General features: G+C 70.3%; 20 protein-coding genes. 12 read left to right on the top strand and 8 right to left on the bottom strand.

Translation table 11 applies throughout. The features are described from left to right. Positions 1 to 149: 149 nt before the first annotated feature. The 3 genes from mftR to F4561_RS09890 all read left to right on the top strand — a co-directional run bounded on the left by mftR (position 150) and on the right by F4561_RS09890 (position 2,816). Positions 150 to 752, top strand: a complete 603-nt coding sequence (gene mftR / locus F4561_RS09900; RefSeq protein WP_246437179.1) for a mycofactocin system transcriptional regulator MftR — start codon at positions 150 to 152, stop codon at positions 750 to 752. Beyond that, the gene (locus F4561_RS09895; RefSeq protein WP_184577034.1) at positions 749 to 2,359 is read left to right on the top strand and encodes a GMC family oxidoreductase; all 1,611 of its coding nucleotides are present in this window, start codon (positions 749 to 751) and stop codon (positions 2,357 to 2,359) included. The genes mftR and F4561_RS09895 overlap by 4 nt, the downstream gene beginning before the upstream one ends. A gap of 172 nt (positions 2,360 to 2,531) precedes the next feature. Then, on the top strand, positions 2,532 to 2,816 hold the full coding sequence (locus tag F4561_RS09890; RefSeq protein ID WP_184577031.1) for a hypothetical protein: 285 nt from the start codon (positions 2,532 to 2,534) through the stop codon (positions 2,814 to 2,816). A 104-nt stretch (positions 2,817 to 2,920) separates the two neighbouring features. Here the strand turns inward: F4561_RS09890 and F4561_RS09885 are convergent, their stop codons facing one another. From F4561_RS09885 to F4561_RS09875, 3 genes are all read right to left on the bottom strand, one after another. Further along, positions 2,921 to 3,643, bottom strand: coding sequence for a class I SAM-dependent methyltransferase (locus F4561_RS09885; protein WP_184577029.1), 723 nt, complete (start codon positions 3,641 to 3,643; stop codon positions 2,921 to 2,923). A 259-nt stretch (positions 3,644 to 3,902) separates the two neighbouring features. Further along, positions 3,903 to 4,292, bottom strand: coding sequence for a hypothetical protein (locus tag F4561_RS09880; protein WP_184577025.1), 390 nt, complete (start codon positions 4,290 to 4,292; stop codon positions 3,903 to 3,905). Between the two features lie 121 nt (positions 4,293 to 4,413). Further along, entirely contained in the window at positions 4,414 to 4,914 is a 501-nt protein-coding gene (locus F4561_RS09875; protein ID WP_184577022.1) for a phosphoribosyltransferase, read from the bottom strand. Between the two features lie 323 nt (positions 4,915 to 5,237). Between F4561_RS09875 and F4561_RS09870 the strand changes: the two genes are divergently transcribed. Genes F4561_RS09870 through F4561_RS09850 form a run of 5 tightly spaced genes read left to right on the top strand, consistent with a single transcriptional unit; the run spans position 5,238 to position 10,974 of the window. Continuing rightward, positions 5,238 to 7,025 carry a siderophore-interacting protein gene (locus tag F4561_RS09870; RefSeq protein ID WP_184577019.1) on the top strand — a complete coding sequence of 596 codons (1,788 nt, stop codon included), beginning with the start codon at positions 5,238 to 5,240 and terminating at the stop codon, positions 7,023 to 7,025. Continuing rightward, positions 7,018 to 8,079: a FecCD family ABC transporter permease gene (locus F4561_RS09865; RefSeq protein WP_246437178.1), complete on the top strand. Its 1,062-nt coding sequence runs from the start codon at positions 7,018 to 7,020 to the stop codon at positions 8,077 to 8,079. Before F4561_RS09870 ends, F4561_RS09865 begins: the two co-directional genes overlap by 8 nt. Beyond that, the gene (locus F4561_RS09860; RefSeq protein WP_221445429.1) at positions 8,076 to 9,140 is read left to right on the top strand and encodes a FecCD family ABC transporter permease; all 1,065 of its coding nucleotides are present in this window, start codon (positions 8,076 to 8,078) and stop codon (positions 9,138 to 9,140) included. Before F4561_RS09865 ends, F4561_RS09860 begins: the two co-directional genes overlap by 4 nt. A gap of 59 nt (positions 9,141 to 9,199) precedes the next feature. Continuing rightward, positions 9,200 to 9,997: an ABC transporter ATP-binding protein gene (locus F4561_RS09855; RefSeq protein ID WP_184583433.1), complete on the top strand. Its 798-nt coding sequence runs from the start codon at positions 9,200 to 9,202 to the stop codon at positions 9,995 to 9,997. Next, positions 9,994 to 10,974, top strand: coding sequence for an ABC transporter substrate-binding protein (locus tag F4561_RS09850; RefSeq protein ID WP_184577016.1), 981 nt, complete (start codon positions 9,994 to 9,996; stop codon positions 10,972 to 10,974). Before F4561_RS09855 ends, F4561_RS09850 begins: the two co-directional genes overlap by 4 nt. Before the next feature lie 233 nt (positions 10,975 to 11,207). Here F4561_RS09850 and F4561_RS09845 read toward each other — a convergent pair whose 3' ends face one another. After that, the gene (locus tag F4561_RS09845; RefSeq protein WP_184577013.1) at positions 11,208 to 11,663 is read right to left on the bottom strand and encodes an SRPBCC domain-containing protein; all 456 of its coding nucleotides are present in this window, start codon (positions 11,661 to 11,663) and stop codon (positions 11,208 to 11,210) included. Positions 11,664 to 11,932: 269 nt separating this feature from the next. On the opposite strand from F4561_RS09845, the gene F4561_RS09840 reads away from it, so the two are divergent. The 3 genes from F4561_RS09840 (at position 11,933) to F4561_RS09830 (ending at position 17,530) form a co-directional block, all read left to right on the top strand. Next, entirely contained in the window at positions 11,933 to 12,898 is a 966-nt protein-coding gene (locus tag F4561_RS09840; protein ID WP_184577010.1) for an enoyl-CoA hydratase/isomerase family protein, read from the top strand. Between the two features lie 170 nt (positions 12,899 to 13,068). Further along, positions 13,069 to 14,325 carry a mannose-6-phosphate isomerase, class I gene (gene manA, locus F4561_RS09835; RefSeq protein ID WP_184577007.1) on the top strand — a complete coding sequence of 419 codons (1,257 nt, stop codon included), beginning with the start codon at positions 13,069 to 13,071 and terminating at the stop codon, positions 14,323 to 14,325. A 139-nt stretch (positions 14,326 to 14,464) separates the two neighbouring features. Continuing rightward, a complete protein-coding gene (locus F4561_RS09830) occupies positions 14,465 to 17,530 on the top strand; it encodes an alpha-mannosidase (RefSeq protein WP_184577004.1) in 3,066 nt (1,021 codons plus the stop codon). 535 nt (positions 17,531 to 18,065) lie between these two features. Here F4561_RS09830 and F4561_RS09825 read toward each other — a convergent pair. The 4 genes from F4561_RS09825 to F4561_RS09810 all read right to left on the bottom strand — a co-directional run bounded on the left by F4561_RS09825 (position 18,066) and on the right by F4561_RS09810 (position 22,403). Next, complete coding sequence (locus tag F4561_RS09825; protein WP_184577001.1) at positions 18,066 to 18,983, bottom strand: ROK family protein; 918 nt, start codon at positions 18,981 to 18,983, stop codon at positions 18,066 to 18,068. 211 nt (positions 18,984 to 19,194) lie between these two features. Beyond that, complete coding sequence (locus F4561_RS09820) at positions 19,195 to 20,088, bottom strand: carbohydrate ABC transporter permease (protein ID WP_184576998.1); 894 nt, start codon at positions 20,086 to 20,088, stop codon at positions 19,195 to 19,197. Beyond that, a complete protein-coding gene (locus F4561_RS09815) occupies positions 20,085 to 21,026 on the bottom strand; it encodes a carbohydrate ABC transporter permease (RefSeq protein ID WP_184576995.1) in 942 nt (313 codons plus the stop codon). Before F4561_RS09815 ends, F4561_RS09820 begins: the two co-directional genes overlap by 4 nt. 12 nt (positions 21,027 to 21,038) lie before the next feature. After that, a complete protein-coding gene (locus tag F4561_RS09810; RefSeq protein WP_184576992.1) occupies positions 21,039 to 22,403 on the bottom strand; it encodes an extracellular solute-binding protein in 1,365 nt (454 codons plus the stop codon). A gap of 180 nt (positions 22,404 to 22,583) precedes the next feature. Here F4561_RS09810 and F4561_RS09805 point away from each other — a divergent pair, with 180 nt between their 5' ends. Next, on the top strand, positions 22,584 to 23,798 hold the full coding sequence (locus F4561_RS09805) for an ROK family transcriptional regulator (protein WP_184576989.1): 1,215 nt from the start codon (positions 22,584 to 22,586) through the stop codon (positions 23,796 to 23,798). The last annotated feature ends 117 nt before the right edge of the window (positions 23,799 to 23,915 follow it).

The following is a 23,915-nucleotide window of genomic DNA, read 5'->3' as shown; positions in this document are numbered from 1 at the left end:
TGGCGGCACCCCGATGGGGCACCGCCCGAACCGGCATGAGGCCCAATGACGCTCGGCATGTTTCCGGCTACTCCCGGAAACCGAGGCATCGACCGAATCAATGGGATACTAATGACACCTGGTGCCAAAAAGATAGGGGTGCATCGTCATTGATCGACCGCCACGGCTCCGGTTCCCGGCTCGGCCGCGGACCCGCGACGAGCAAGGGCGAGTTGGCCGAGATCGCCATGTACCTGTTCATGGAACGCGGTTTCGAGGAGACGACGGTCGATGACATCGCGGCCGAGGCGGGGATCGGACGCCGCACCTTCTTCCGCTACTTCGACTCCAAGAACGACCTGCCCTGGGGGGACTTCGAGGCCCACCTGGAGGAGATGCGCCGCCACCTCAAGCAACTGGGCGGGGAACCGCCGCTGATGGACGCACTGCGCATCGCGGTGGTGGAGTTCAACCGGTTCCCGTCCGAGGTGCTGTCCCTGCACCGGCAGCGCATGCACCTGCTGTTCACCGTCCCGGCCCTGCAGGCGCATTCGGTCCTGCGCTACCGGTCCTGGCGCGAGGTGGTCGCCGAGTACGCCGCCGAGCGCCGCGGCCTGCACCCCGGCGACCACGAGCCCCAGGCCATCGCCTGGGCACTGCTGGGCACCGCCATGGCGGCCTACGCGCACTGGCTCGCCACGGAGGACACGGAGCTGACCGTGCTACTGGACGACTCACTGCGCATGCTCTCCCGGGGATTCGCCGCACCATGAGCGCCCGTTCGGACGACGACACCGTGGACCACATCATCGTGGGTGCCGGATCGGCCGGCTGCGCCCTGGCGCATCGGCTGGTCCGCGACTCCGGGCTCTCGGTGCTGCTGGTGGAGGCGGGCCCCGCACACTCCCATCGCCTGCTGCGCGTGCCCAAGGGCTTCGCCCGCACCGTCGACGACCCGCGCTTCTCGCGGCACTACCCCACCGCGCCCTCCGACGGCCGAGCGAGCGGGGAGCCGTGGATTCGCGGCCGGGGCGTGGGCGGCTCCAGCCTGATCAACGGGATGATCTACAACCGGGGCTCGGCCGCGGACCACGACGCCGTGGCGGCCGCCGGGAACCCGGGCTGGGGGTGGACGGAGATGCTGTCCGCCTTCCGCGCGCTCGAAGACCACGGGCTCGGCGCCTCGCCGCTGCGGGGCACCGGAGGGCCGCTTCCGGTGGAGGTGCCCGAGCCGCGCGACGAGCTCTCCGCGGCGATCCTCCGGGCGGGCGCGGCGCGGGGGCTGGAACCGCGCACCGACCTCAACGCCTCCGACGAACAGCGCATCGGTCCGATCCCCTCCACCATCCGCGGTGGGGCGCGCATCAGCGCGGCGGAGGCGTTCCTGCGGCCGCTGCGCGGCCACAACCGCCTGCGCGTGCTGGACCGGGCCCAGGTGGGGACGCTGCTGTTCGACGGCCGGCGGGTGCGGGGGGTGCGCCTGCGCCGCGACGGGGCGGTACGCGACCACTTCTGCCGCGGCGAGGTGGTGCTGTGCGCCGGGGCTGTGGAGGATCCGCTGCTGCTGGAGCGGTCGGGGATCGGAGACGCCGCTGTGCTGGGGCGCGCCGGGTTGCCGGTGCGCGTGGACAGCCCGCACGTGGGCGAGCGGGTTCTGGAGCACCGCGGGGTGTCGGTGCGGGCCCGGCTGCGCCGCGGGCTGGGCCGCAACCGCGCGCTGGGCACCGGCCTCGGACTGGCCGGCAGCGCGCTGGCCTACCTGGCCCGGCGCGGCCCGCTGGCCACCGGCCCCTACGACCTGGCCTGCTTCCTGCGCTCCACGGCCCGGGCCGCCCGGCCCGACGCAATGGGGCTACTCACCGGGCTGTCGGTGCTCCCGGAGGCGGAACGCCTGGCCCCGGCCCCCTATGCCGGGCTCACCTTCACCGGCTATGCGCTGCGCCCCACCACCGCCTCCTCGGTACACGCCGGCGGCCCCGATCCCGCGGACCCGCCGGTGATCACGCCCCGTTTCCTGGAGTCTGAGGAGGAGCGGCGCGTCACCGCCGCGGTGCTGGAGGCCGGGCGGGCGTTGCTGGCCAGCGAGCCGCTGCGCACGCTGGTCGAGGCCGAGGAGGCTCCCGGGCCGGAAGTGCAGGACGCCGAGGGGGCGTACCGCTATGCGATGAGCACCGGCGGGGGCCTGTACCACGCGGTCGGCTCGTGCGCGATGGGCGCGGCGGACACCGACGCCGTGGACTCCGCGCTGCGGGTGCGCGGCATCGAGGGCCTGCGCGTGGCCGACGCCTCCGTGTTCCCGATGATGCCGTCCGGCAACACCGCCGCCCCCGTCATGGCCGCCGCGTGGCACGCCGCGGGGCTTATGCTCCGGGACCAGTGAGTCCCGCCTCTGCGAGCGCACCGGCGCGGACATCCGGTGGGAAACCCCTGGCCAGTGGTAGGGAGATCGCGTGAATCCGGCGAGAACGCTCCGTGCTCCGTTGGGCTGCGCGTTGTCGGTGATGGTAGCCGTCTCGGCCTGTTCCACGGGACGGCATGTGGACCTGGGCTCCGTGTTCGCTCACGAAGAGGAGTGGTCCATGGTGGCCAACCCCGAGGAGGCGACCGCCGAGCTGTGCGGGGACGGGTTCGACTGCGTCCAGGCCTACCCCACGGACCAGGCCGACTACCTCAAGTTCGAATCGACCGACGAGGCCGAGGACGCCGCCGAGCGCATCGGCGCTGACACCTACCTGTCGAACTATGTCGTCATCCGGTACACCGACCCGGAACTGACCGAGAAGCAGCGGGCAAAGATCGCCGAGTCGATGGACGGGGTCCACAATTCGGAAGATTGACGCACATGGTAACTCCGGCCGATCCGCCGACGGGGTCCGCGTGCGTCACGAACCACCCTGCCCCGGCTGAGACCGCGGTCAGGAGCGCTCCAACAGTGCGCGCATCAGTCGGGGCGTTCGGGTCTGCGCGCGAGGACAAGCCCGAACTGCGGGCTGCCGTCCTCGCGCTGGCCCAGTGCCGCCAAGGGGGCTGTCGTCACCCTGAATCCGGCTGCTGTCAGGTCGTCGCGGACCGCGTGCAGCGGGCAGGTGAGGTAGTACATGACGAACGGGGGATGCCACACGGCGTTGCGGACCCGCATGGCCATGTCGAATCCGAGCAGCGCCCAGTACCAGCCCGACGTGATGGGCTGCGGCGCACCGATCGGGAAGGCGAAGAGCCCGCCGGGCCGCAGCGCGCGGTACACCCCGGCGAAGAGCGCGGGCCGTTCGGCGGGCAGGAAGTGTCCCAGCGACCCGAAACTGACCGCGAGGTCGAAGGCCTCGGCGAAGGGCAGGGCCCGGACGTCGGCCCGTACCCACGCGGCCTCCGGGTGTGCGCCGCGCGCCTGCGCGAGCATGCCGGCGCTGAAGTCGACGCCCGCGACCCGTCCGCGGCACAGCGGTTCGAGCATCCGCATGCCCGCGCCGGTGCCGCAGCACACGTCCAGTCCCGGGCCGAACGGCCCAAGCGGACGCAGCGCGTCGGCGGACGCGGCGAGAAGGCTGTCGGGGGTGCGAAAGGGCGTGTGGTCGAACTTCGGCGCGAGCAGGTCATAGCCGTGCTCGACCGAGGACAGCGCCTGGGTCGCCAGCTCACGCAGAGACGGGCCTTGAGACGAGAACACCTGCCAAGGGTACTTCTGGGACGCCAGCCGGGCCTATCAGCTCCAGACTCGCACTATGGTTCCCCGACAACTCTCGATTGGGGCGGTCACGATGCTCGGCCTGCCCGGAAAGGAATCTTCCAGGCACAACCGACACGCCTCCCGAACCCAACGACGGATTCTTCAGCGACTCCCGTCCCGGCTCGCCTTCGGTCCTCGCGGGCGACGAACTCGCCCGCCTCGTCTACGAACGGACGGCCCACCTGCTGGGAACCCCCGCTCACATGAGCGGCTCGTTCGTGCTGCGGGCGGCGCGATAGTCCTTGTATTCCGAACAGATGACCCCCTGGTTGACCCAGCGGTCCCGGGACGCACCGAGGTGGTGCTCGGCGAGAGCGAGCGCCTCGCCGGGGCTGGCTGCGGTGCCGATGACCTTTCCCCAGCTCTCGTCATCCGGATCGAGCGGCGGGAACTCCGAGACGTCCAGGAAGGAGTCGGTGCCCGCGTCCACGGCCTCGCTGAGATACAGCGTGATGCGGTCCTTTCCGCGGCCGAGCGCCGCCCAACGGATAATGTGCTGCTCGCCGCGGTCGAAGCCGCCGAGGAACTGTTCGATCTCCTGTCCGCGGTGGAGGGCTCCGATGGCGAAGGACGGGGTCAGGTACCGCACGTCGTGGTCTCCGTTCGCGCTCGTTTGGCCGCCCGGCTTTCATCGACGTGGCCGGCGAGGTAGACCATAACGGCCTCGGGCGTCATCCCGAACGCGGCGGCCTCCTGAACGGCAAGCCGCTTCAGGCGTCGCGGACCCGGCCATCGCGCTGTACCACGGGGGACAGTACCGACCAGGGGAAGTTGATCCACCTGTCGGTGCGCTTCCACACGTACTCGCACCTGACCAGGGACTGCGGTTTCTCGTAGAGCACGACGCTGCGCACCTCGGCGACGTTCTCGGCGCAGAAGTCGTGCACCAGCCGCAGGGTCGATCCGGTGTCGGCGACATCGTCGGCCACCAGGACCTTCTTGCGACTCAGGTCGATGGTGTTGGGAACCGGTGGAAGCATGACCGGCATGTCCAACGTCTCGCCCACGCCCGTGTAGAACTCCACGTTCACGACGTGCAGGTTCTTCACGTCCAACGCGTAGCCCAGACCGCCCGCCACGAACAGCCCGCCGCGGGCGATCGAGAGGATGAGGTCGGGCTCGTAGCCGTCGTTGGCGATGGCCTGCGCCAAGTCGCGCGTGGCGGTTCCGAACAGTTCGTAGGTCAGGTGCTCGCGACCGTCGTCGCTCACGCGTACTCCCTGGATGCCGTCTCGAATGGGGGCGGGCCCGGCCTGCCCAGCGGGACCACTGTCGCGCCGGGCCCGGCGGGACCGCACCCAGTATCGCGGTTTCGCCGGCCGAAGGTGACGAGCGGGTCGGGTACCGCGCCCCTTGGATACGCGCAATGGCAGGGCACGGCCGAGACGGCGATCAACTGCGGCGAGGCGCCGCTGTCACGAAGGAGCACGTCCTCGGAGCGGAGGCCGGCGCCGCTGCGCGGGGCCGGGCTCACTCCAAGAGAAACCCTTGTTAGCCTAACCTTCGTAAGGTTAGCCTTCCCTTGGGAGTCTCCATGCCTCGCACCTCTCGGCCGATGCAGGTCCACCCCATCGTGTTACGGCACGTGGAAGTGGTGCGCGTCACCGACGTCACGCCGAACCTGCGCCGGATCACGCTCGGTGGCGACGAGCTCGCCGCCGGGACGATGGGCGACGGCTTCGAGCGTCCTCCCTTCCGGTCCGACGGTTTCGACGATCACGTGAAGATCGTCCTCCCGGCCGCGGACGGCACCGTGCCGCACATCGGCACCCAGCAGGAGAAGCGGTTCGCGTGGAATCCGGAGGCGCTCGCCCGCACGCGCGACTACACAGTGCGCGCGTGGAACCCGGAAGCGCGGACGCTGGACCTCGACGTCGTCCGCCACGACCACGGCCTCGCTGCCGCCTGGGCGTTCCGCGCGCGGCCGGGGGACCAGATCCACGTCGCCGGCCCGAAGTCGTGCGCGTTGCGCAACGACGAGGCCGAATGGCATCTGCTGGTCGGAGACGAGACGGCACTTCCGTCGATCGGCCGCTGGCTTGAGGAGGCCCCGGAGGCCACCCGCGGGCACGCGATCGTCGAGATCCCGACCGCGGCGGACCGCCAGGACATCCCGACGGCCGCGGACGTCGAGATCGAGTGGCTGGTCCGCGGCGACGTACCGGCCGGGATGAGCACCCAGCTCTTCGACGCCGTACAACGCGTGCGGATGCCGGACCGCCGCGTCTACGCCTGGGTCGGCGGAGAGGCGCTGACGATCGCTCCCATCCGCCGCTACCTGCGCTCCGGCCTGGGGCTGCCGAAGGAGGACGTCGAGGTCACCGGGTACTGGCGGCGCCCGAAGGCGGCGGTCGACGATCGCGGGCCGCGGGACGACGCGGAGCGGCTCGCCCCCGCGTCGCCGGGTGGGGACGCGGAGACCTCGATGGAGCTGCTCCACGAGGTGCACGAGATGACCGAGCTGGCACCGCCGATCGTCACCCGCGCCGCTGTCACCCTCGGCATCGGGCCGCTCATCGCCACCGGTGTCTCGACGCCCGACGAGCTCGGCCGCGAGACCGGTGCGGATCCGGCCCGTCTCAGGCTCCTCCTCGACGCGATGACCGCGTTGGGGCTGGCCGAGCGCGAAGGCGACCGCTACCGCAACACCGCTCGCGGCGGCATCCTGATGGAGGAGTCCTCGCTGGAGGCGCTCTCGCTCGACAACCCGGCCAACCGCGAGGCGCTGGCGCTGGTCGACCTCGTCGACGTGCTGCGCTCGGATGACTCCTCCCCCTGTCTCGGCGCGTCGCCATGGCGTGCGCGCCGAGCGGCAGACACGGCTCTCGATGACGCCCACCAGGACCGCTCCGCGGATCTCCTCCAGTACGTCATCGATCCGCTCGCGAAGCTCGCTCCGGTCGCCGAGGCGCGCACCCTGGCCGTGGTCGGCGATGCCGCGCCGTACGTCGCCTCGCACATCGCCGGCGGGCGGACCGTGCAGCTCCCGGGAGCCGGCGAAGCCGAGTGGCCGGCGTACGACTGCGCGGTCCTCGTCGGAGCCTTGGAGGGCAGGGCCGACGACGACGCACTCGGCCTGCTGCGCACCGCCTTCGCCGCGGGCTCCGCCCTGGTGCTCGCCGAACACACCACCGACAGGGCCGCCGCGGACGACCACGTCGCCGAACACGCCCTGACCAGCCTGGCGGTCACGGGCATGGTCCCCCGCAGCAGCGGCCGGATCGGTGAGCTCCTTCGCGCGGCCGGCGCGGCCGAGGTTGAGACCACGACCCTCGGCTGGGGCTTCGGCGCTTACGGGTCCGTGACCGTCGCCCATGCCTGAGGCCCCTGTTCCCACCCGTGGTGCCAGAGCCGCGGCCGAGCGCGAGGCCCCGCGATCCGCCCACTCGCGGATGCCGCTGGCCCTCCTCGGGCTGGCTGTCGCGCTGGTGCTCGCGGCCGGCGCGAGCCTGTTCGTCGGCGCGGAGCAGGTGGCGCCCTCACGGGTGCTGTCCGCGGTGGCCGGCGATGGAGGCCGTGAGGCGGAAGTGCTGGTGTTCGACTACCGGCTGCCGCGCACGATCATCGCGATCGCGGTCGGGGCGGCACTGGGGCTCGCCGGAGCTCTGATCCAGGCCTTCACGCGCAATCCGCTCGCCGACCCCGGAATCCTGGGCGTGAACGCCGGGGCCACCATGTTCGTGGCGGTGGCGATCCTGGTCGGGATGCCGGCCACGGTCGGCTCGCTCGTCTGGCCGGCCCTCGCGGGTGCGTCGTTCGCCACCGTCGCCGTCCTGCTCCTCGCATCGACGGGCCGCGGGCCGGCGACCCCGGTCCGCATGACCCTTGCGGGCGTCGCGCTCGCGGCGGTGTTCGGCGGCGTCACGACGGCTATCCGGCTGTTCGACCCGGACACGTTCGAGCGGTACCGCTCGTGGGTGGCGGGCTCGGTCGCAGGACGGTCGCTCGACGACCTGGTGGGCGTGGCGCCGTACCTCATTATCGGGCTGGTGCTGGTCCCGGTCCTGATGCGGCCACTCAACGCGATCGCGCTCGGTGATGACCTCGCCGCCTCGCTCGGCGTCAGTGCGCGCCGTACGCGGGCGCTGGCGGTCGTCGCGGTCACCCTCCTCGTTGGTGCGGCGACGGCCGTCGCGGGCCCGATTGGCTTCCTCGGACTGATGGCACCGCACGTGTGCCGCCTGCTCGTCGGCAACGACCACCTGCGGGTCATCCCGATGTCGATGCTCGTGGCACCGGTGGTGCTGCTGGTCTCCGACATCGTGGCCCGGGTGGTGGTCCCGCTGCGCGAGGTGCCCGTCGGGGTCGTCACGGCCTTCATCGGCGCGCCGGTCCTCATCTGGCTCGTCTCCGGGAAGCAGGTGCGCGCCCAGTGAGCGCGTGGGTCAGAGCGGAACGCGGCCACGTCGTGGTGCGGGCCGGGCGGGTGCCGGTGTCGGGGCGGATCCCCATGCGCACGGCCCTCACCTGCGCGGGACTTGCCGTGATGACCGCGGTGGTGACCATCGTGGCGCTCATGCTCGGCACCGTTGTCTACTCGCCGGGCGAGATCGTCGCGGCGCTGACCGGTGAGGCACCGGCGTCGGCCGAGCTTTTCGTCGTCCAGTGGCGCCTGCCTCGCGCGCTGGCGGCCGCGGTGTTCGGTGCGATGCTCGGGGTGGCGGGTGCGGTCTTCCAATGCCTCACCCGCAACCCGCTGGGAAGCCCGGACATCATCGGCTTCACGGCGGGCTCCTCGGCGGGCGGCGTCGCGGTCGTCGCGTACGTCGGGTCGAGCTTCGCGCTGGTGGCCGGCGGCGCGCTCGCCGGGGGACTCGTCGTCGCCGCTCTTGTGCTGCTGCTCTCGCGTGGCGGCGGAGTCGCGGGCTTCCGGCTGGTCATCGTGGGCATCGGCCTGAGCGCGATGCTGGTGAGCCTGGAGACCTGGTTCCTGCTCACCGCCGACCTGGAGATCGCCCAGGCCGCGGCGTTGTGGGGAGTGGGCACACTCAACGGCACGAGTTTCGAGTACACCGGGCCAGTCATGGCCATCGGGCTCCTCGCGACCCTCGCCGCCGGCGTACTCCTCGACCGGCGCCTGAGCCTGCTCGATCTCGGTGCGGACGTCTCGGCCTCGCTCGGCGTCCAGGCGGCGCGTACGCGCCTGGTCGCGATCCTGGCGGGCGTCGTCCTCGTCGCGATCGTGACCGCCGCCGCGGGTCCGATCGCCTTCGTCGCGCTCGCCGCACCACACGTCGGACGCCGGATCGCGGCATCGACCGGTGTCTCTCTCGCGCCGGCGGCCTGTGCCGGCGCCTTCATCCTGGCGAGCGCCGACCTCGCCGCCCAGCACGCCGTCCCCGGACACTCCTTTCCCGTCGGCGTCGCCACGGTCGCGGTCGGTGGCGTCTACCTCGTCGGTCTCCTCATCCGCGAGAACCGGAAGGGAACCCTGTGAACATCTCCGACGGTCCTTCGGCGGCCGGCGCGGCGCCGCTGCGCGCCGACGACATCACCATGGCCTACGACAAGCGCGTGATCGGTGAGCACCTGAGCGTCGACATTCCCGACGGTGTCGGCTTCACGGTCATCCTCGGCCCGAACGCGTCCGGGAAGTCCACGCTGCTGCGCTCGCTGTCCCGGCTGCTGAAGCCGAGCGCCGGAACGGTGTACCTCGATGGCAAGGACATCCACGCCATGCGCGCGAAAGAGGTGGCGGCGCGCCTCGGCCTGCTGCCGCAGTCCGCCATCGCGCCCGCGGGCATCTCCGTGTTCGACCTCGTGCGCCGGGGCCGCTACCCGCACCAGTCGATCCTGGCCCGCTGGAGCGAGGAGGACGAACGAAGCGTACGCCGCGCCCTCAACCAGACCGCCATGACCGAGCTCGCCGACCGCCCGATCGACGAGCTGTCAGGTGGCCAGCGGCAACGGGCCTGGGTCGCCATGGCGCTCGCGCAGGAGTCCCCGATCCTGTTGCTCGACGAGCCGACCACCTTCCTGGACGTCTCCCACCAGGTATCGCTGATGGACCTGTTCGCCGACCTGAACCGGAACAGCCGGCGGACGATCGTGGCCGTCCTCCACGACATCAACCACGCCGCCCGCTACGCCGGCCACCTCATCGTGATGTCGGGCGGAAGCGTCGTCGCCGAGGGGAGCCCCGAGGACGTGCTCACCTCTGGTCTTCTCGCCGAGGTCTTCAACGTCGACGCCACGATCATCGAGGACCCCGTCAACGGCGGCCCTCTTGTCGTCACCAGACACCGGGGCCGCGCCGTGGTCACGGGCACCGAAAACCGAAAGGTCACCCCATGAAGTCACCATCCCTCTCCCTCGCCGCCGGTGTCGCGGCGCTGGGCCTCGCCCTCGCCGGCTGCGGGTCCTCAGGTACCTCGGAAGACGGGTCCGCCGGGGGCGCCACCCGCACCGTGACCGATGCGACGGGTGCCGAGGTCGAGGTCCCCGCGGAGCCGGAGCGCGTCGTCACCCTGCACTACGCGGCCACGCAGCCGGTGTACGACCTGGGCTTCATGCCCGTCGGCCAGGGCGTCTTCGAGCCCGGGATCGTGCCCGAGGACATCGAGGAGGAAATCGAGTCGGTCCCGGTCGTCGCCGACGCGGAGGAGCCCAAACTCGAGGAGATCGCGAAGGTGGAGCCAGACATGATCCTGGCCCCGAACATCTACGACGAGGAGGTCCTCGCGCAGCTCGAGGACGTCGCCCCCGTCTACACCTTCACGCTGCGCGGCGGTGACCGCGCGAAGTGGACGCAGCGCACCGAGGAGATCGCTGATGCTCTCGGTGTGCCAGAGCAGGTGGACGAGCTACAGAGCGAGTTCCAATCGCGCCAGCAGGAGATCGCGGACACCTACGCCGACGTCATCGAGGACAACAACACGGTCGGCGTCATCGGCGCGTACGAGGAGAACAGCTTCTACGCGTGGGGCGAGGAGAACATGACCGGCACCCTGCTGACACCGCTCGGCTTCACCTGGTCGAAGCAGGAGAACGCCATCGTCGAGGACGAGCCCGAGCCCGAGGCCACCCTCTCGAACGAGAAGATCGACTCGGCCGTCGGCGACGCCGACATCCTCTTCATCGACTCGAACCTGCGGGCCGAGCTCAACCCGTTCATGAAGGACCTGCAGACCACGACCCTCTACAAGGAGCTTCCCGCGGTGCGGAACGACCGCGTCTTCGCCGCCGGGAAGAACACCGTCGCCGGCTACACCGACGCCAACTACACGCTCGACCGCGTGGAGGAGGCGCTGCAGGGGATACAGGAGAAGTAGACCGGGCTGCCGCCGCCGTACGCTCCAGGGTGGGCCGTCCGATCGGGCGGCCCGCCTCCGCGTCAGGCAGAAGGCGGATCGCGGTGCCATCTCCATCGTCACGGTCAGGAGGTGGGCGCGGGTGTGCTGCCGGCCAGCACCGGTCAGAAGGCTCGGCGTTTCCGCGGCCGGCTCGAGGTAACGAGCGTGCGCCTGGTAGCCAGTGAGGTCGGAAGAGGCTCACTGAGGGTCCCTCAGTGGTCGGTCGGGCTGTTCCGAGACCCGGGCGTGAACTGCTGGACGGCGAAGTCGACGACCTTGGCGATCTCGTCGACGGTCTCGGTGGGTGAGGTGTGCCGCAGCTCAAGGACGGTTCCGCCGTCGGCATTCTCGGCGAGACGCAGCTCCACCTCAGTGACCGAATCCGGCCCGTATTCCCAGGTCACCTTGAGCAGGTGAGGCTCCTGACAGACGAGGATCCTGCCGCTGGCCTGGCCCTCGACCCGGAAGGTGCCGCCGGGTGCGAGGTCGCCGGTGACCGGGGCCAGCCAGCGGCCGAGCCGCTCGGGGGTGGTGCAGGCGTGCCATACGTCCTGGACCGAGGCGTCATAGGGGCGGCGCAGCAGGAGCGAGCGGCCTGCGCCCGTAGCGACCGGGTAGTCACCTATTTCCCGGTGGACCGCGCTGAACTCGTTTGGGGCGTCGGTCATATCTCGTTACCTCTCCTCCTGCGTTGGCCGCCTGCCGCGCGCGAGCTGTACCCGGTCACTACGTTGGTTGCAGTCGGCTGGTTGGAGGAAGGTCGCCGAGTGCGCTGTGGCGGCATCGGCATCCACACTCCGTAGCCGCACTCGTCCTGCACAACTCACGGCGAGGAAAGCCGCGCACGAGAAACACCCGGCTGCCGTAACGGCTTGGGGCAGCTTCTCGCGTGTCCGCAGCAGACGTTGGCTCAGGAAAGGGCGAACAAGTTGTGCGGGTGACGGTCAATGATCATTGTCGCTCGAATGAGGTGGCCCCAGAGCAGGGAACTGGGGCCGACGATCGCGGACGGGATCGCCGAGGGCACCGATTCCGCCATCAACCGCACCTGCAAGGATGGACAACCGCATGGTCCTTTTCGGCCACACCGGCCTTGAACTGCCCCGCAAACCCCGCACCCCCGTCGAATGACTCGGTAAGGAGCACCATGACGCTTGCTGTTGAGCACTTCGGGCATGTCACACAATTGACACTTGACCGGCAGGAGGCGGCCAACGCGGTCAACGTGGAAATGGCGTTGGGTATCGCAGAAGCCATTGACGCGTTCGCGGCTGACGACAATGCGCGGGTACTGGTCGTGACCGGCGCCGGGGAGCGTTCGTTCTGTGCGGGTGGCGACCTCGCGAGGTTGCTGGAACTTCCCGGTCATGCCGAGGCCGATCGTGCGGGACCGCTGGGGTTCGCGCGGCTGGATCCGGGCAAGCCCACGATCGCCGCGGTGAACGGCCACTGTTTCGGCGGCGGAATGGAGCTGGCGCTGTGGTGCGATTTCCGGATCGTTGCGGAAAACGCCCAGTTCGGGGCGCTTAATCGGCAGTGGGGGGTGACGCTCATCGATGGCGGCACCCAGCGTCTGCCCAGGATCGTTGGTTACGGAAACGCGATGTGGATGGTCAACACCGGATGCCGGGTCAGTGCCGAACGCGCCCTCCAGATGGGGTTGGCGCAAGAACTCGTCCCCACCGGGCAGGCCGTAAGCCGGGCGCACGAGATCGCTCAGGAGATCGCCGACCAACCACAACCGGCGCTGCTCGCCGACCGGAGCGGTGTAGCGGCAAGCGCGGAGCGCTCACTGCAATCCGGAATCGACTTCGAGGCCATTGCGGGACGAGCGGTAATGAGCGATCCCGATGTCGTTGAGAGCCTCACCGAATACAACCGGCGCCAGACACCACCGGCCTGAGAACGGCGGGTTCGAAGCCCGTAGCCGCTGACCGCGCTCCGGCCAAGACAAGCCCCTCAGCGTCCCCGTGCCCCGCACTTCAGCAAATGATTAGATGAAGGAGGTTCAGAGCGAGCGGTCGGCCGGCCCCGATACAGTGCCGCGGCCGCGCCGACGAGAAGGGCTTCATCATGCGCCGGTTGCGCAACCAGGTACTCCCCTATGCCTGGGGAAGTACCACCGAGATCCCCCGGCTGCTCGGTGTCGAGCCTGACGGCCGGCCGCAGGCGGAACTGTGGCTGGGCGCCCACGAGAGAGGGACCAGCACCCTGTGCCCCGAGGACGCGTCCCGGGATTCCCGGGTGGTCGGGCTGGACACCGCCATCGCGGCCGAGCCCGAGGCACTGCTGGGTGCGGGTTCCGTGCGCGCCTTCGGCCCCCGCCTGCCGTTCCTGCTGAAGATCCTCGCGGCGGAAGCGCCACTGTCCCTGCAGGCGCATCCGGACACTGAGCAGGCGCGCGCGGGGTTCGCCGCGGAAGAGGCCGCCGGGACACCGCGGGACGCCGCCGGACGCAACTATCGGGATCCGTTTCACAAACCGGAGATGGTGGTCGCCCTCGAACCGTTCGAGGCGCTCTGCGGTTTCCGCGACCCGGCCGCCGCGTACGCGGACATCGCGGCCAACCCGGCCCCATTGGCATCCCGGCTGCGGGCCGACCTGGCTGGTTCCGACCCGTCGACCGCGTTGCGCGCGGCGTTCACCCGGCTGCTGACCCTGCCGGAACAGGAGCGGAACGCGCTCGTGACCGGGCTTATCGACTGGGAAGCGCGGAACCCGGCGGCGAGCCGGAACAGCGACGGCAGCAACACCGACTGCATGGTGCGGCTGGCCGAACGTTACCCGGGTGATCCCGGGGCGATCGCGGCCTTGCTGTTGAACCGGGTGCGGCTGCGGCCGTGGGAGGCCCTCTTCCTGCCCGCCGGCAATGTGCACGCCTACGTCGGCGGAACGGCGGTGGAGATCATGGCCAGTTCGGACAACGTGCTGCGTGCCGGGCTCACCAGCAAGCACGTGGACGTACCCGAACTGCTTGACGTGGTCCGTTTCGAGGCGCGGGCTGTGCCGCGCGTGCGGCCGATCGCGGAGGGCACCTGGTGGCGCTATCCCGTGCCGGTGGGCGACTTCGCGCTCTGGGCCAGCGGCCGGGAGGCGCGCGACGGGGTCCTGCCAGGGCGGGGGGCGCGGATCGTGCTCGTCCTCGGGGCGGGGGCGGTCACGGTTCGGACGGGTTGCGGGCACGAGCTCGTGCTGCGTGGGGGCGACTCCGCGTTCGTGGCCGCGTCCGATGGGGAGGTCTCCGTCGGGGAGGTGTCCGCCGCCGGCGCGGACGGCCGCCGGCCTGACGTGGTCGTCGCGGGTGTGGGGAACGGCGGCGCGGGACCGTGAGGCCGCTCCCGCGACTCCGGTCGGCTCGGCTCGGGGCCGCCGTTTCCGCGAGCGTCTTTATCTAAAGCATTGACTAAGTATCGGCGGCGCTGGCAACGTACCCAAGATCCGATAGGGGACGATCGAACGGAGAATCATCGTGCATGATGACCGGCGGCTGCTGGAGGCGCGCCTGGACCGGGTGCTGTCGGAGCGGGTGTGGCCAGCGGTGTACGCGACGTCGACCCCGTTGGAGGTCGCCAGATGGGACGTGCCCGGCGAGCCCGTTCCGGCACCGCGGGCGCTCGACGCGACCTACGAGCCGGCTGCCGTCGGCGACACCTGGGGGCCCGCGTGGGGCACGACCTGGTTCCGGCTGAGCGGGCGGGTACCGCGCTCCTGGGCGGGCAGCACGGTGCAGGCCGTGGTAGACCTCGGGTTCGACGACCGGATGCCGGGCTTCCAGTGCGAAGGGCTCGTGTACCAGCGCGACGGCACCGTGCTCAAAGGTCTCAATCCGCGCAACGCCTGGGTACCAATCAGCGCGCCGGCGGCCGGCGAAGAGGCGGTCGAGATCTTCGTGGAGGCCGCCGCCAACCCGGTCATCCTCGGCGACCCGCCCTTCCAGCAGACCGAGTTGGGCGACCGGTCCACCGCCGGAGACGACCCCCTCTACCGGCTTCGGCGCGCCGACATCGCGATCTTCGACGCGCCGGTGTGGGAGCTCGCCATCGACCTCGACGTCATTGGCGGGGTCATGCGCGCACTCGACACGGGCGATCCGCGCCGCTGGGAACTGATGCGCTGGCTGGAGCGCACCCTCGACGCCATCGACCTGCAGGACGTATCGGCCTCGGCCGAGCGTGCGCGTGAGACGCTCGCGCCGGCGTTGCGGTCACCCGCGGTGGCCAGCGCCCACCAGATCTCCGCTGTTGGGCACGCCCACATCGACTCCGCGTGGCTGTGGCCGCTGCGCGAGACCGTGCGCAAGGTCGCGCGCACCAGTTCCAACGTCACCGCGCTGATGGACGACAACCCGGACTTCGTGTTCGCCATGTCCCAGGCGCAGCAGTGGGCGTGGTTGAAGGACCACCGGCCCGACATCTTCTCGCGGGTGCGGAAGGCGGCCGCCGCGGGCCAGTTCGTCCCGGTGGGCGGCATGTGGGTGGAGTCCGACACCAACATGCCCGGTTCCGAGGCGCTGGCCCGCCAGTTCAGCCACGGCAAGCGCTTCTTCCGCGACGAGCTCGGAGTCGACACCCAGGAGGTGTGGCTGCCCGACTCCTTCGGTTACTCGGCCGCGCTGCCCCAGTTGGTGCGGCTGTCCGGGTCGCGCTGGTTCCTCACCCAGAAGATCTCCTGGAGCCAGACCAACACGTTCCCGCACCACACCTTCTGGTGGGAGGGGATCGACGGCACCCGGATCTTCACCCACTTCCCCCCTGTCGACACCTACAACTCCGAACTGACGGGCGACGAGCTGGCGCACGCCTCGCGCAACTTCCGCGACAAGGGGCGGTCCTCGCGCTCCCTCGTGCCGTTCGGCCACGGCGACGGGGGCGGCGGACCCACCAGGGAGATGCTGGCCCGCGCCGAGCGCCTGCGGGACCTGGAGGGCTCGCCACAGGTCGCCGTGGAGCACCCGGCGGATTTCTTCACCAAGGCGCACGCCGAGTACCCCGACGCCCCGGTCTGGCTGGGCGAGCTGTACCTGGAGTTCCACCGCGGCACCTACACCAGCCAGGCGAAGACCAAGCAGGGCAACCGGCGCTCCGAGCATCTGCTCCGCGAAGCCGAACTGTGGGCGGCGACCGCTGCGGTGCGCACCGGACACGCCTACCCCTACGAGCGGCTCGACCAGGTGTGGCGCACCGTCCTGCTGAACCAGTTCCACGACATCCTGCCGGGAAGCTCGATCGCCTGGGTGCACCGTGAGGCGGCGGACGCCTACGCCGAGGTGGCCGCGGAGCTGAACGGGATCATCGAGGCGGCCCAGCGCGCCCTCGCCGGCGACCCCGACGCGGAAGGCACCGTCGTCTTCAACGCCGCACCGCACGAGCGCGACGGCATCCCCGCGCTCGGCGCGCACCGCGCCTCCCCGGCGGCCGCGTCCGGCGCCGGGACCGCCGCGGCCCGCACCGCACCCGACGGCTACGAGCTGGACAACGGGATTCTGCGGGTGCGGGTGGACCACCAGGGCCTGGTCACGTCGGTCCTGGACCAGCGCGCGGGCCGGGAGGTCCTGCCACCCGGACAGCCGGCCAACCTGCTCCAGCTGCACCAGGACCTGCCCAACGAATGGGACGCCTGGGACGTGGACGAGTTCTACCGCAACACCACGGTCGACCTCACCGACGCCGACTCGGTCGCCATCCTCGACCAGGACGACGAGGGCGGGGACGCCGCCGCGGTGCGCGTGACCCGTTCGTTCGGCGCGTCGCGTGTCACGCAGGTGCTCTCGCTCTCGCCCGGCGCGCGGCGCCTGGACGTCGAGACCGAGGTGGACTGGCACGAGCGGGAGAAGTTCCTCAAGGCGGCGTTCCCGCTCGACGTGCGCGCGCACGAGTCGGCCGCCGAGATCCAGTTCGGTCACCTCCGGCGCCCGACACACACCAACACCTCGTGGGACACCGCCCGGTTCGAGATCTGCGCGCACCGCTGGGTGCACGTCGCCGAGCCGGGCTACGGCGTCGCGGTGCTGAACGACTCCACCTACGGCCACGATGTGACCCGCGATGTCCGCGCAGATGGCGGCACCACGAGCACCGTGCGGGTTTCCCTGCTGCGCGCGCCGCGTTTCCCCGACCCCGAGACCGACCAGGGGAGGCACCGGTTCCACCACGCTCTGGCCCCCGGCGCGGAGATCGAGGACGCCGTGCGCGAGGGGTACCGGATCAACCTCCCGGTTCGCGAACTGCCCGGCGACGCGTCCGCCGCCCCGCTCGTCGAGGTCGATGACCCGGGGGTCGTGGTGGAGTCCGTCAAACTGGCCGATGACCGTTCAGGCGACGTCGTGGTGCGGCTGTACGAGGCGCGCGGCGGGCGCTGCGGCGCCACGGTGACGGCCGGCTTCGCGGTCACCGGTGCGCGCACGGTGAACCTGCTGGAGGATGACCTTGAGGACGGCCCCGAGTTGGATGTGCGCGCGGACTCCGGCGGTGCGGGCACCGTGATCGGGTTCGGTCTGCGTCCGTTCCAGGTCGTGACGCTGCGCCTCGTTCGCTGAGGCGCGTGCCCCGGCCGCGCACGAACGCTGGTTCAGGGGCGTGTTCCGCGAACACCGCGAAGCACGCCCCCTTGCCATGGCCGCCGCTTCCCGCCTTGGCGCGCACACACGAGGAAGGGCAGTGAAGGCGGCGGGTGGGCCAGCCCTCGGTGATCGGCGCGGGTGCCCGGCGGTTAAACGCCCAACGAGAGCAGCAAGGACAGCGTATGGCCCGGGGCGATGCCCGCACTCGCCCGCTACGTCCGGATTGTGGGCAGTCTGTGCGGCGATCTTGAGGAAATCGTTCCTACCAAGCGCGTTGAAGGACCGATTTGCTCAAGATCGGCGATGAGCAGCGCCAAGAACGCCCGCCCCGCCCCCTCCCCCGTTGGACGCGCGACCATCGGGCACCCGCACCGACCACCGCGAGCTGACCCACCCACCGTTCTCGCTGCCGCTTTCGTCGGGCGCGCAACCATCGGGTACCCGTGGCGATGGCAGAGGGCTGGCCCACCCACTGCCTTCGCCTCCCCTGGCCGGACACCCACCCACCGATCTAGACCAGTTCCGAGGCGCCGAGGAGCCCGGCGAGCTGGCCCAGTGTGGACGCACGCACCTCCAGGCGGCGCAGGAAGTCCATGCTCGCGTACTCGGCGACGGTGCTCCGGATGGGGTCGAAGATGAGCCGCCCGGACTGCGCGACCCCGCCGCCCACCACCACCCGGTCCAGGTCGGTCAGTGCGGCGGCGTTGACGATGGCGATTCCGAGCGCCCGTCCCGAGCGCTCGAACGCCCGCAGCGCCACGGTGCCGCCCGCCCGCGCCGACTCGGCCAGGGCACGGGCGTCCGGATTCGGCCCGGGAGCGGACCAGCCGTGTTCGAGTGCCCAGCGGACCATTGACGGCCCGCTGGCCACTACCTCCACGCAGCCGCGGCTGCCGCACGGGCACTGCTCGCCATCGGGCTCGGCGATCGCGTGCCCGATGTGGCCGGCGTTGCCTGACGGGCCCCGGTAGAGCCGGCCGTCCAGGACGACACCCCCGCCCACCCCGGTGGAGACGACGATGCCCAGGGTCGCGGAGCTGCCCCGGCCGGCGCCGTAACGGTGCTCCCCCAGCGCCATGCACAGGCCGTCGCCGTCGAAGGCGACCGCCACGCCGGGGTACCGCTCACGGGCACGCTTCAGGAGGGGGTAGTCGCGCCACGCCGGGATGTTGACCGGGCTCACGGTGCCCTGGTCCCGGTCGAGAGGTCCCGCGCTCGCGATCCCGATTCCGCGGGCCGCCCCGGAGGTGTCCTCCAGCGCCGCGTCGATGGCGCTGGCCACTCCTTCCCATACCTCGTCTCCCCCGCCGGTACGCGGCGTGGGAACCGTGTGGTGCCGGCTCGCGGTCCCGTCGGGAAGGACCGCCGCGGCGAGAATGGTCGTGCCGCCGATGTCGACCCCGATGACGGCCTGGTCCGCCGCGTTCATCGGATGCTGTGCAAGGCGGTGCTCATGTTTATTGGGGGTCCTCTCTAACCGCGTCGAACGCCGTGCGGGCGATGGAGACAGGTGGAACGCGCCTGTGCGAGGCGCCAAGGGCGCCTGGCCGCCGCGCGGGACCGGGCGGCGGCCCGGAATCTCCGGTGGTCACTGGTGGTGGTCGGGCTACTGGCTGGACTGGTGCTCGTGAACCGATCAGCTACCCCTTCATCGCCCCGCCGAGGGCGAACCTGCCGCCCAGGGCACGTGTCACCGCGATGTACAGCGCGATCACGGGAAGGGTGTAGAGCAGCGAGTACGCCGCGAGTTCGCCGTACCGGACGTCACCGTACTGGCCGAAGAACGTGAAGATGCGCACGGCCGCCGGCATCTTGTCCGGGCTCGTCAGCAGAATAAACGGGACGAAGAAGTTGCCCCACGTCATGACGAGCGTGAAGATCCCCACGACGGCGATGCCGGGGGCGAGCAGCGGGGCGACGAGGAGCCGCAGCGACTGCCAGGCCGAGGCACCGTCCACCCAGGCGGCCTCCTCCAGGGCCACCGGGATCCCGTCGATGAAGTTCTTCATCAGCCAGATCCCGAAGGGGAGCGTGCTGGCGGCGAGGAACAGCGTCGTCGCCGCCAACGAGTTGAGCAGGTTGGCCTGGACGAACATCCCGTAGACGGGGACCATGATCGCGGTGATCGGCAGCCCGGTGGCGAACAGCACCGTGTACATGAACGGCTTCTTGAACCGCAGCGTGTACCGGGACAGGGGATACGCCGCCAGCATCGAGCACAGAACGGTCAGGAGTGCGGCACCGCCGCAGGTGAGAATGCTGTTCCAGATGGGCAGGTAGACGACTTCCGGTGTCAGGACCGCCGCGAAGTGGTCCAGGGTGAACGATCCGGGCGGTTGGGCGCGCAATGACGGTTCCGGGTCCACCGACGCGAAGAACATCCACAGCAGGGGCAGCAGGAACATGAGGGTCAGCACGCCCAGCACCGCGTAGATCAGCAGTGTGCTGGCCGCCCGGGTCGGAGCGGTGATGGCGGCGCGGGTGCGCGTGCGGGCCGGCGCGGTGGGCCGGCTCTCGGTTCCGGTGGCGCTCATCGGGTCTCCTCCGTCCTGAGCAGACGCACGTACACGAGCGAGAACAGGCCGGCGACGACAAGAAGCCCCAGCGCGATCGCGGTCCCGTAGCCGAGATCGCCCAGAGCCAGGGCCTCCTGGTACATGAGCAGCGGGAGTGTGGTGCTCCGCGAGCCCGGACCACCGCTCGTCATCACGTAGATCAGCGTGAAGACCTGCACGGTCTGCAGGGTGACGAGGAGCAGGGTCGTCGCCAGCGTGCGCCGCAGGAGCGGGAGCACGACGTGCCAGAGGACCTGGAACGCGGAGGCGCCGTCCACGCGGGCCGCCTCCTTCAGGTCGCTGGGTACTTCGGAGAGGCCCGCGGCGTAGGTCATCATCGAGAAGGCGGTGCCCTTCCAGATGTTGGCCAGGATCACCGCGACCAGCGGTGCGGTGAACAGCCAGTTCTGCGGCTCTCCCCCGAACAGGCCGATGATGGAGTTGAGGCTGCCCTCGCGCTCCAGGAAGGCGTACCAGATGAACCCGGCCACGACCTCGGGCACCACCCAGGCGCCGACCACGATCACCCCGACCACAGCACGCACGGCCGCGTGCCGGTTCTGCAGCAGGAGCGCCAGGGAAAGACCGAACACCGTCTGGCCGGCGACGCAGCCCATCAGGAACAGGACCGTGAGCAGGGTGGCGGTCCGGAACTGCGGGTCGCCGAACATCCTCTCGAAGTTGGCGGTACCGACGAACTCGGTCTGCGCGGCCTGCGCGCCGGTGAGGGCGGCGTTGGTGAACGACGCCCACACGGTCCACAGGATGGGGCCGGCGAAGAAGGTGAGCAGCAGGAACAGGGCGGGAGCCAGCGGGATGATCCACCGGGCCGGGCCGAGTCCGCCTCTCCTGGCCCGCTGGGTCTGGCGGCCCGTAGGGCCGCCAGACCCAGCCTCCGTCTCGGGAGTGGCTGACATCGTCGCCATTGGTTACGAACCCGTGGTCACGTTGTCGGGGCCGGCGATTCCCTCGACCTCTTCGGCGTAGACCTCCGCCGCCTCCTCAGGGGTGGCCTCGCCGAGCATGACGCTCTCCGTGGCGTCCTGGATGGCGAGGGAAACCTGGGGGTACTCGGTGTAGGCGGGCCGGAATCCGGTGACGTCCACGAGTTCGCTGAACTCTTCCGCCATCGGCGCCTCGTCCTGGAACCCGGGGTCCTCCGCGACGTCGGACCGGACCGGGATCTGGCCGCCCTCCAGGGCGAACTTGACGGCGTTCTCCTGGTTGAGCGCGGTCGACATGACCTCCCACGCGAGGTCGGGGTCCGGAGCGTTGGCTCCCATGGACAGCGCCCAACCGCCGGACATACTCGTCGTCCCCGGGCCCTGGCCGTTCTGGGTCGGCATGGGGGCGAACTCCATGGTCTCCTCCCACTCGGGCCACGGCTTGTTGGCGTCCTCGATCCAGCTCTGGGTGGCCCAGGACCCGTCCAGGCTGATGGCGAGCTCCCCGGCGGGGATACGCTCCTCGTTGTTCATCGTTCCGAGGTTGGCGTCGAGCGCGTCCTGCGGGTCGAGGGCAAGTCCCTCGCCGTACACGGTCTCGATGAACTCCAGGGAGTCGGTGAAGCCGGTGCTGCTGGTCACCCACTCCTCTGAGTCGCTCTCGAAGAGGGTGTCCTCCGTTCCGCTGAGAAGCATCTGGAACCCCTCAATGGAGGCCGCCTCCCCGACGGGAGTGCCGGAGTAGACGTTCATCGGGGTCACGTCGTCCCCGAGTTCGGAGTCGATCCGCTCGGCGGTGTCGAGCACCTCGTCCCAGTCACCCGGCTCCCACGGGGTGTCGATGCCGGCCTCGTCGAACAGTTCGGTGTTGTACCACAGCCCGCGGACGTCGGTCCCGAGCATCACCCCGTAACGCGTGCCGTCGAGGCTGGTAACCGCCTCCGCCTCCTGGTCGCTGAACTGGTCGGCGTCCTCCCAGCCGTCGAAGTGCTCGTCCAGCGGTGCGAGGTAGCCGGCGTCGGCGTCCTGGTTGATGGTGAACGTGTCCTCGTAAATGATGTCCGGTGCCTCGTCGGCCGACTTGTTCATCAGGTTGACCTGGGTCCGGTAGTCCTCGGGGGCCGCCTCGATCGCGTTCAGCTCGACCGTGACGTCGGGGTTGTCCGCCTCGAAGTCCTTCTTGACCTTCTTCATCAGCGCGTCCATCGCGATGAAGGTGCCGTACTTCTGGTAGGCGATCCGGACGGTGTTCCCGTCCCGGTCGCTCCCTCCGGAGCAGCTCGCGGCCACGAGCGCCACGGCTATGGCGGCGGCGCCTACGCGTGCGGTGTGCCGGCTCGTTCGTCTCATCAGGGGCCCCTTGTCATGATCCTGCTGGTGGTGTCGTCGACTCAGCGCGGAACCGAGTGAACGGTGTCACATGCTTACTAAAAATCTTGGATAAAGACAATGGTTGAAGTCCGACCGCATCCGCGCCGTTACGGTCATGACAGGATGGGGTCGTCAGCCGGAGCAAGAAGGGATCGACGTATGGCAACGGGCACCAACCTGTTGTGGCTGGGCGGCCTCAACCAGAGCAGGGTGCTCGAAGTGATCCGCCGGTCCGACAACGTCAGCCGCGTCGAGCTGGCCGAGCAGACCGGGCTGACACCGCAGACGGTGTCCAACATCGTCCGGAGGCTCCTCCGGGACGAACTGGTTCTGGAAGTCGGCCGCGCCTCGTCACGCGGCGGCAAACCGGCGACGATGCTGCGCCTCAACGCGACCGCGTACTACGCGGTCGGCATGCACCTCGACCCCGCGACGACCACGCTCGTCGTCACCGACCTGTCCGGTCGGGTCATCACCCGGATGCGGCGGCGCACCCCCTCCACCCAGGGACCGAGGCGCGTGCTCGACACCCTCGTCCGCGCGGTGCGCACCATCGTGGAGCAGTCCGAGGTTCCGCCCAGCCGGATCCTCGGCATCGGCGTGGCGACCCCCGGGCCGATCGACGCCAGCGGCGGCGTGGTCATCACCCCTCCGAACCTGCCCGGCTGGCATGCCGTACCGGTGCGCGAGTCGCTGGAGGAGGAGACCGGCTTCGAGGTCGTCATCGACAATGACGCCACCGCCGCCACCATCGGCGAGCGCTGGGCCGGCGGCGAGAAGCGCTCCGCCGACATGGCCTTCATCTATATCGGTACCGGGATCGGTGGCGGTCTTGTGCTCGACGGGCAGGTCTATCGCGGTTCCTCGTGGAACGCGGCAGAGATCGGCCATGTCACGGTCGACCCGCAGGGGCCGGACTGCCCCTGCGGCAACCGCGGGTGTTTGGAGACCTACCTCGCCCCCCACGCGGTCGCGGCGGACGCCGCGCGCCGCCGCGGTGAGAAGGTCGCCGGCCTCGAACGCGGCCGCGCGGGAGCGGTCACCGCGTACCGCCGGGTGTGCCGGGAGGCCCGCGCTGGGGACCCCGTAGCGGTGCAGACCATCAAGGAGGCCGGCCGGCGGCTCGGGCAGGCCGGAATCACGCTCCTCAACATCGCCGACGTCCCGATGATCGTCCTCGGCGGATGGGGCATCTCCCATGTCGGGACGTTGTACAGCGAGGCACTCAACACGGCGGTCGCGGAACGCACGATCGCCCGCAGTATGCGCAAGACCCAGGTCGATGTGTCCCTGACCGGCGAAGACGTGGGGGCGATCGGTGCGGCGTCGCTGGTGCTCCACACGGCGTACTCACCCCGCGTAAACAGCCTCTGATCCGGCTACGGCCGCGGACGCCATAGTGCCGTTCGCCGGCAACCGACACCGAAAGCCGGAATCGGCCACAATTCCGGCGAGTCCGGCGGGGCGCAACGAGTCGGCACCACGGCACCA

It is taken from the genome of Lipingzhangella halophila (genome assembly GCF_014203805.1).
Taxonomy (GTDB): Bacteria; Actinomycetota; Actinomycetes; order Streptosporangiales; family Streptosporangiaceae; genus Lipingzhangella; species Lipingzhangella halophila.
The sequence above is the reverse complement of the archived record's forward strand: the minus strand, read 5'-3'. Positions and strand labels throughout refer to the sequence as shown.

What these genes read in the sequence shown, in the direction of transcription:
- F4561_RS09805 (WP_184576989.1), top strand. Translation starts at nt 22,584, where the DNA reads ATGGCAACGGGCACCAACCTGTTGTGGCTGGGCGGCCTCAACCAGAGC.
- F4561_RS09820 (WP_184576998.1), bottom strand. Translation starts at nt 20,088, where the DNA reads ATGAGCGCCACCGGAACCGAGAGCCGGCCCACCGCGCCGGCCCGCACG.
- F4561_RS09895 (WP_184577034.1), top strand. Translation starts at nt 749, where the DNA reads ATGAGCGCCCGTTCGGACGACGACACCGTGGACCACATCATCGTGGGT.
- manA (WP_184577007.1), top strand. Translation starts at nt 13,069, where the DNA reads ATGCGCCGGTTGCGCAACCAGGTACTCCCCTATGCCTGGGGAAGTACC.
- F4561_RS09865 (WP_246437178.1), top strand. Translation starts at nt 7,018, where the DNA reads ATGCCTGAGGCCCCTGTTCCCACCCGTGGTGCCAGAGCCGCGGCCGAG.
- F4561_RS09850 (WP_184577016.1), top strand. Translation starts at nt 9,994, where the DNA reads ATGAAGTCACCATCCCTCTCCCTCGCCGCCGGTGTCGCGGCGCTGGGC.
- F4561_RS09815 (WP_184576995.1), bottom strand. Translation starts at nt 21,026, where the DNA reads ATGTCAGCCACTCCCGAGACGGAGGCTGGGTCTGGCGGCCCTACGGGC.
- F4561_RS09855 (WP_184583433.1), top strand. Translation starts at nt 9,200, where the DNA reads ATGGCCTACGACAAGCGCGTGATCGGTGAGCACCTGAGCGTCGACATT.
- F4561_RS09825 (WP_184577001.1), bottom strand. Translation starts at nt 18,983, where the DNA reads ATGAACGCGGCGGACCAGGCCGTCATCGGGGTCGACATCGGCGGCACG.
- F4561_RS09870 (WP_184577019.1), top strand. Translation starts at nt 5,238, where the DNA reads ATGCCTCGCACCTCTCGGCCGATGCAGGTCCACCCCATCGTGTTACGG.
- F4561_RS09845 (WP_184577013.1), bottom strand. Translation starts at nt 11,663, where the DNA reads ATGACCGACGCCCCAAACGAGTTCAGCGCGGTCCACCGGGAAATAGGT.
- F4561_RS09810 (WP_184576992.1), bottom strand. Translation starts at nt 22,403, where the DNA reads ATGAGACGAACGAGCCGGCACACCGCACGCGTAGGCGCCGCCGCCATA.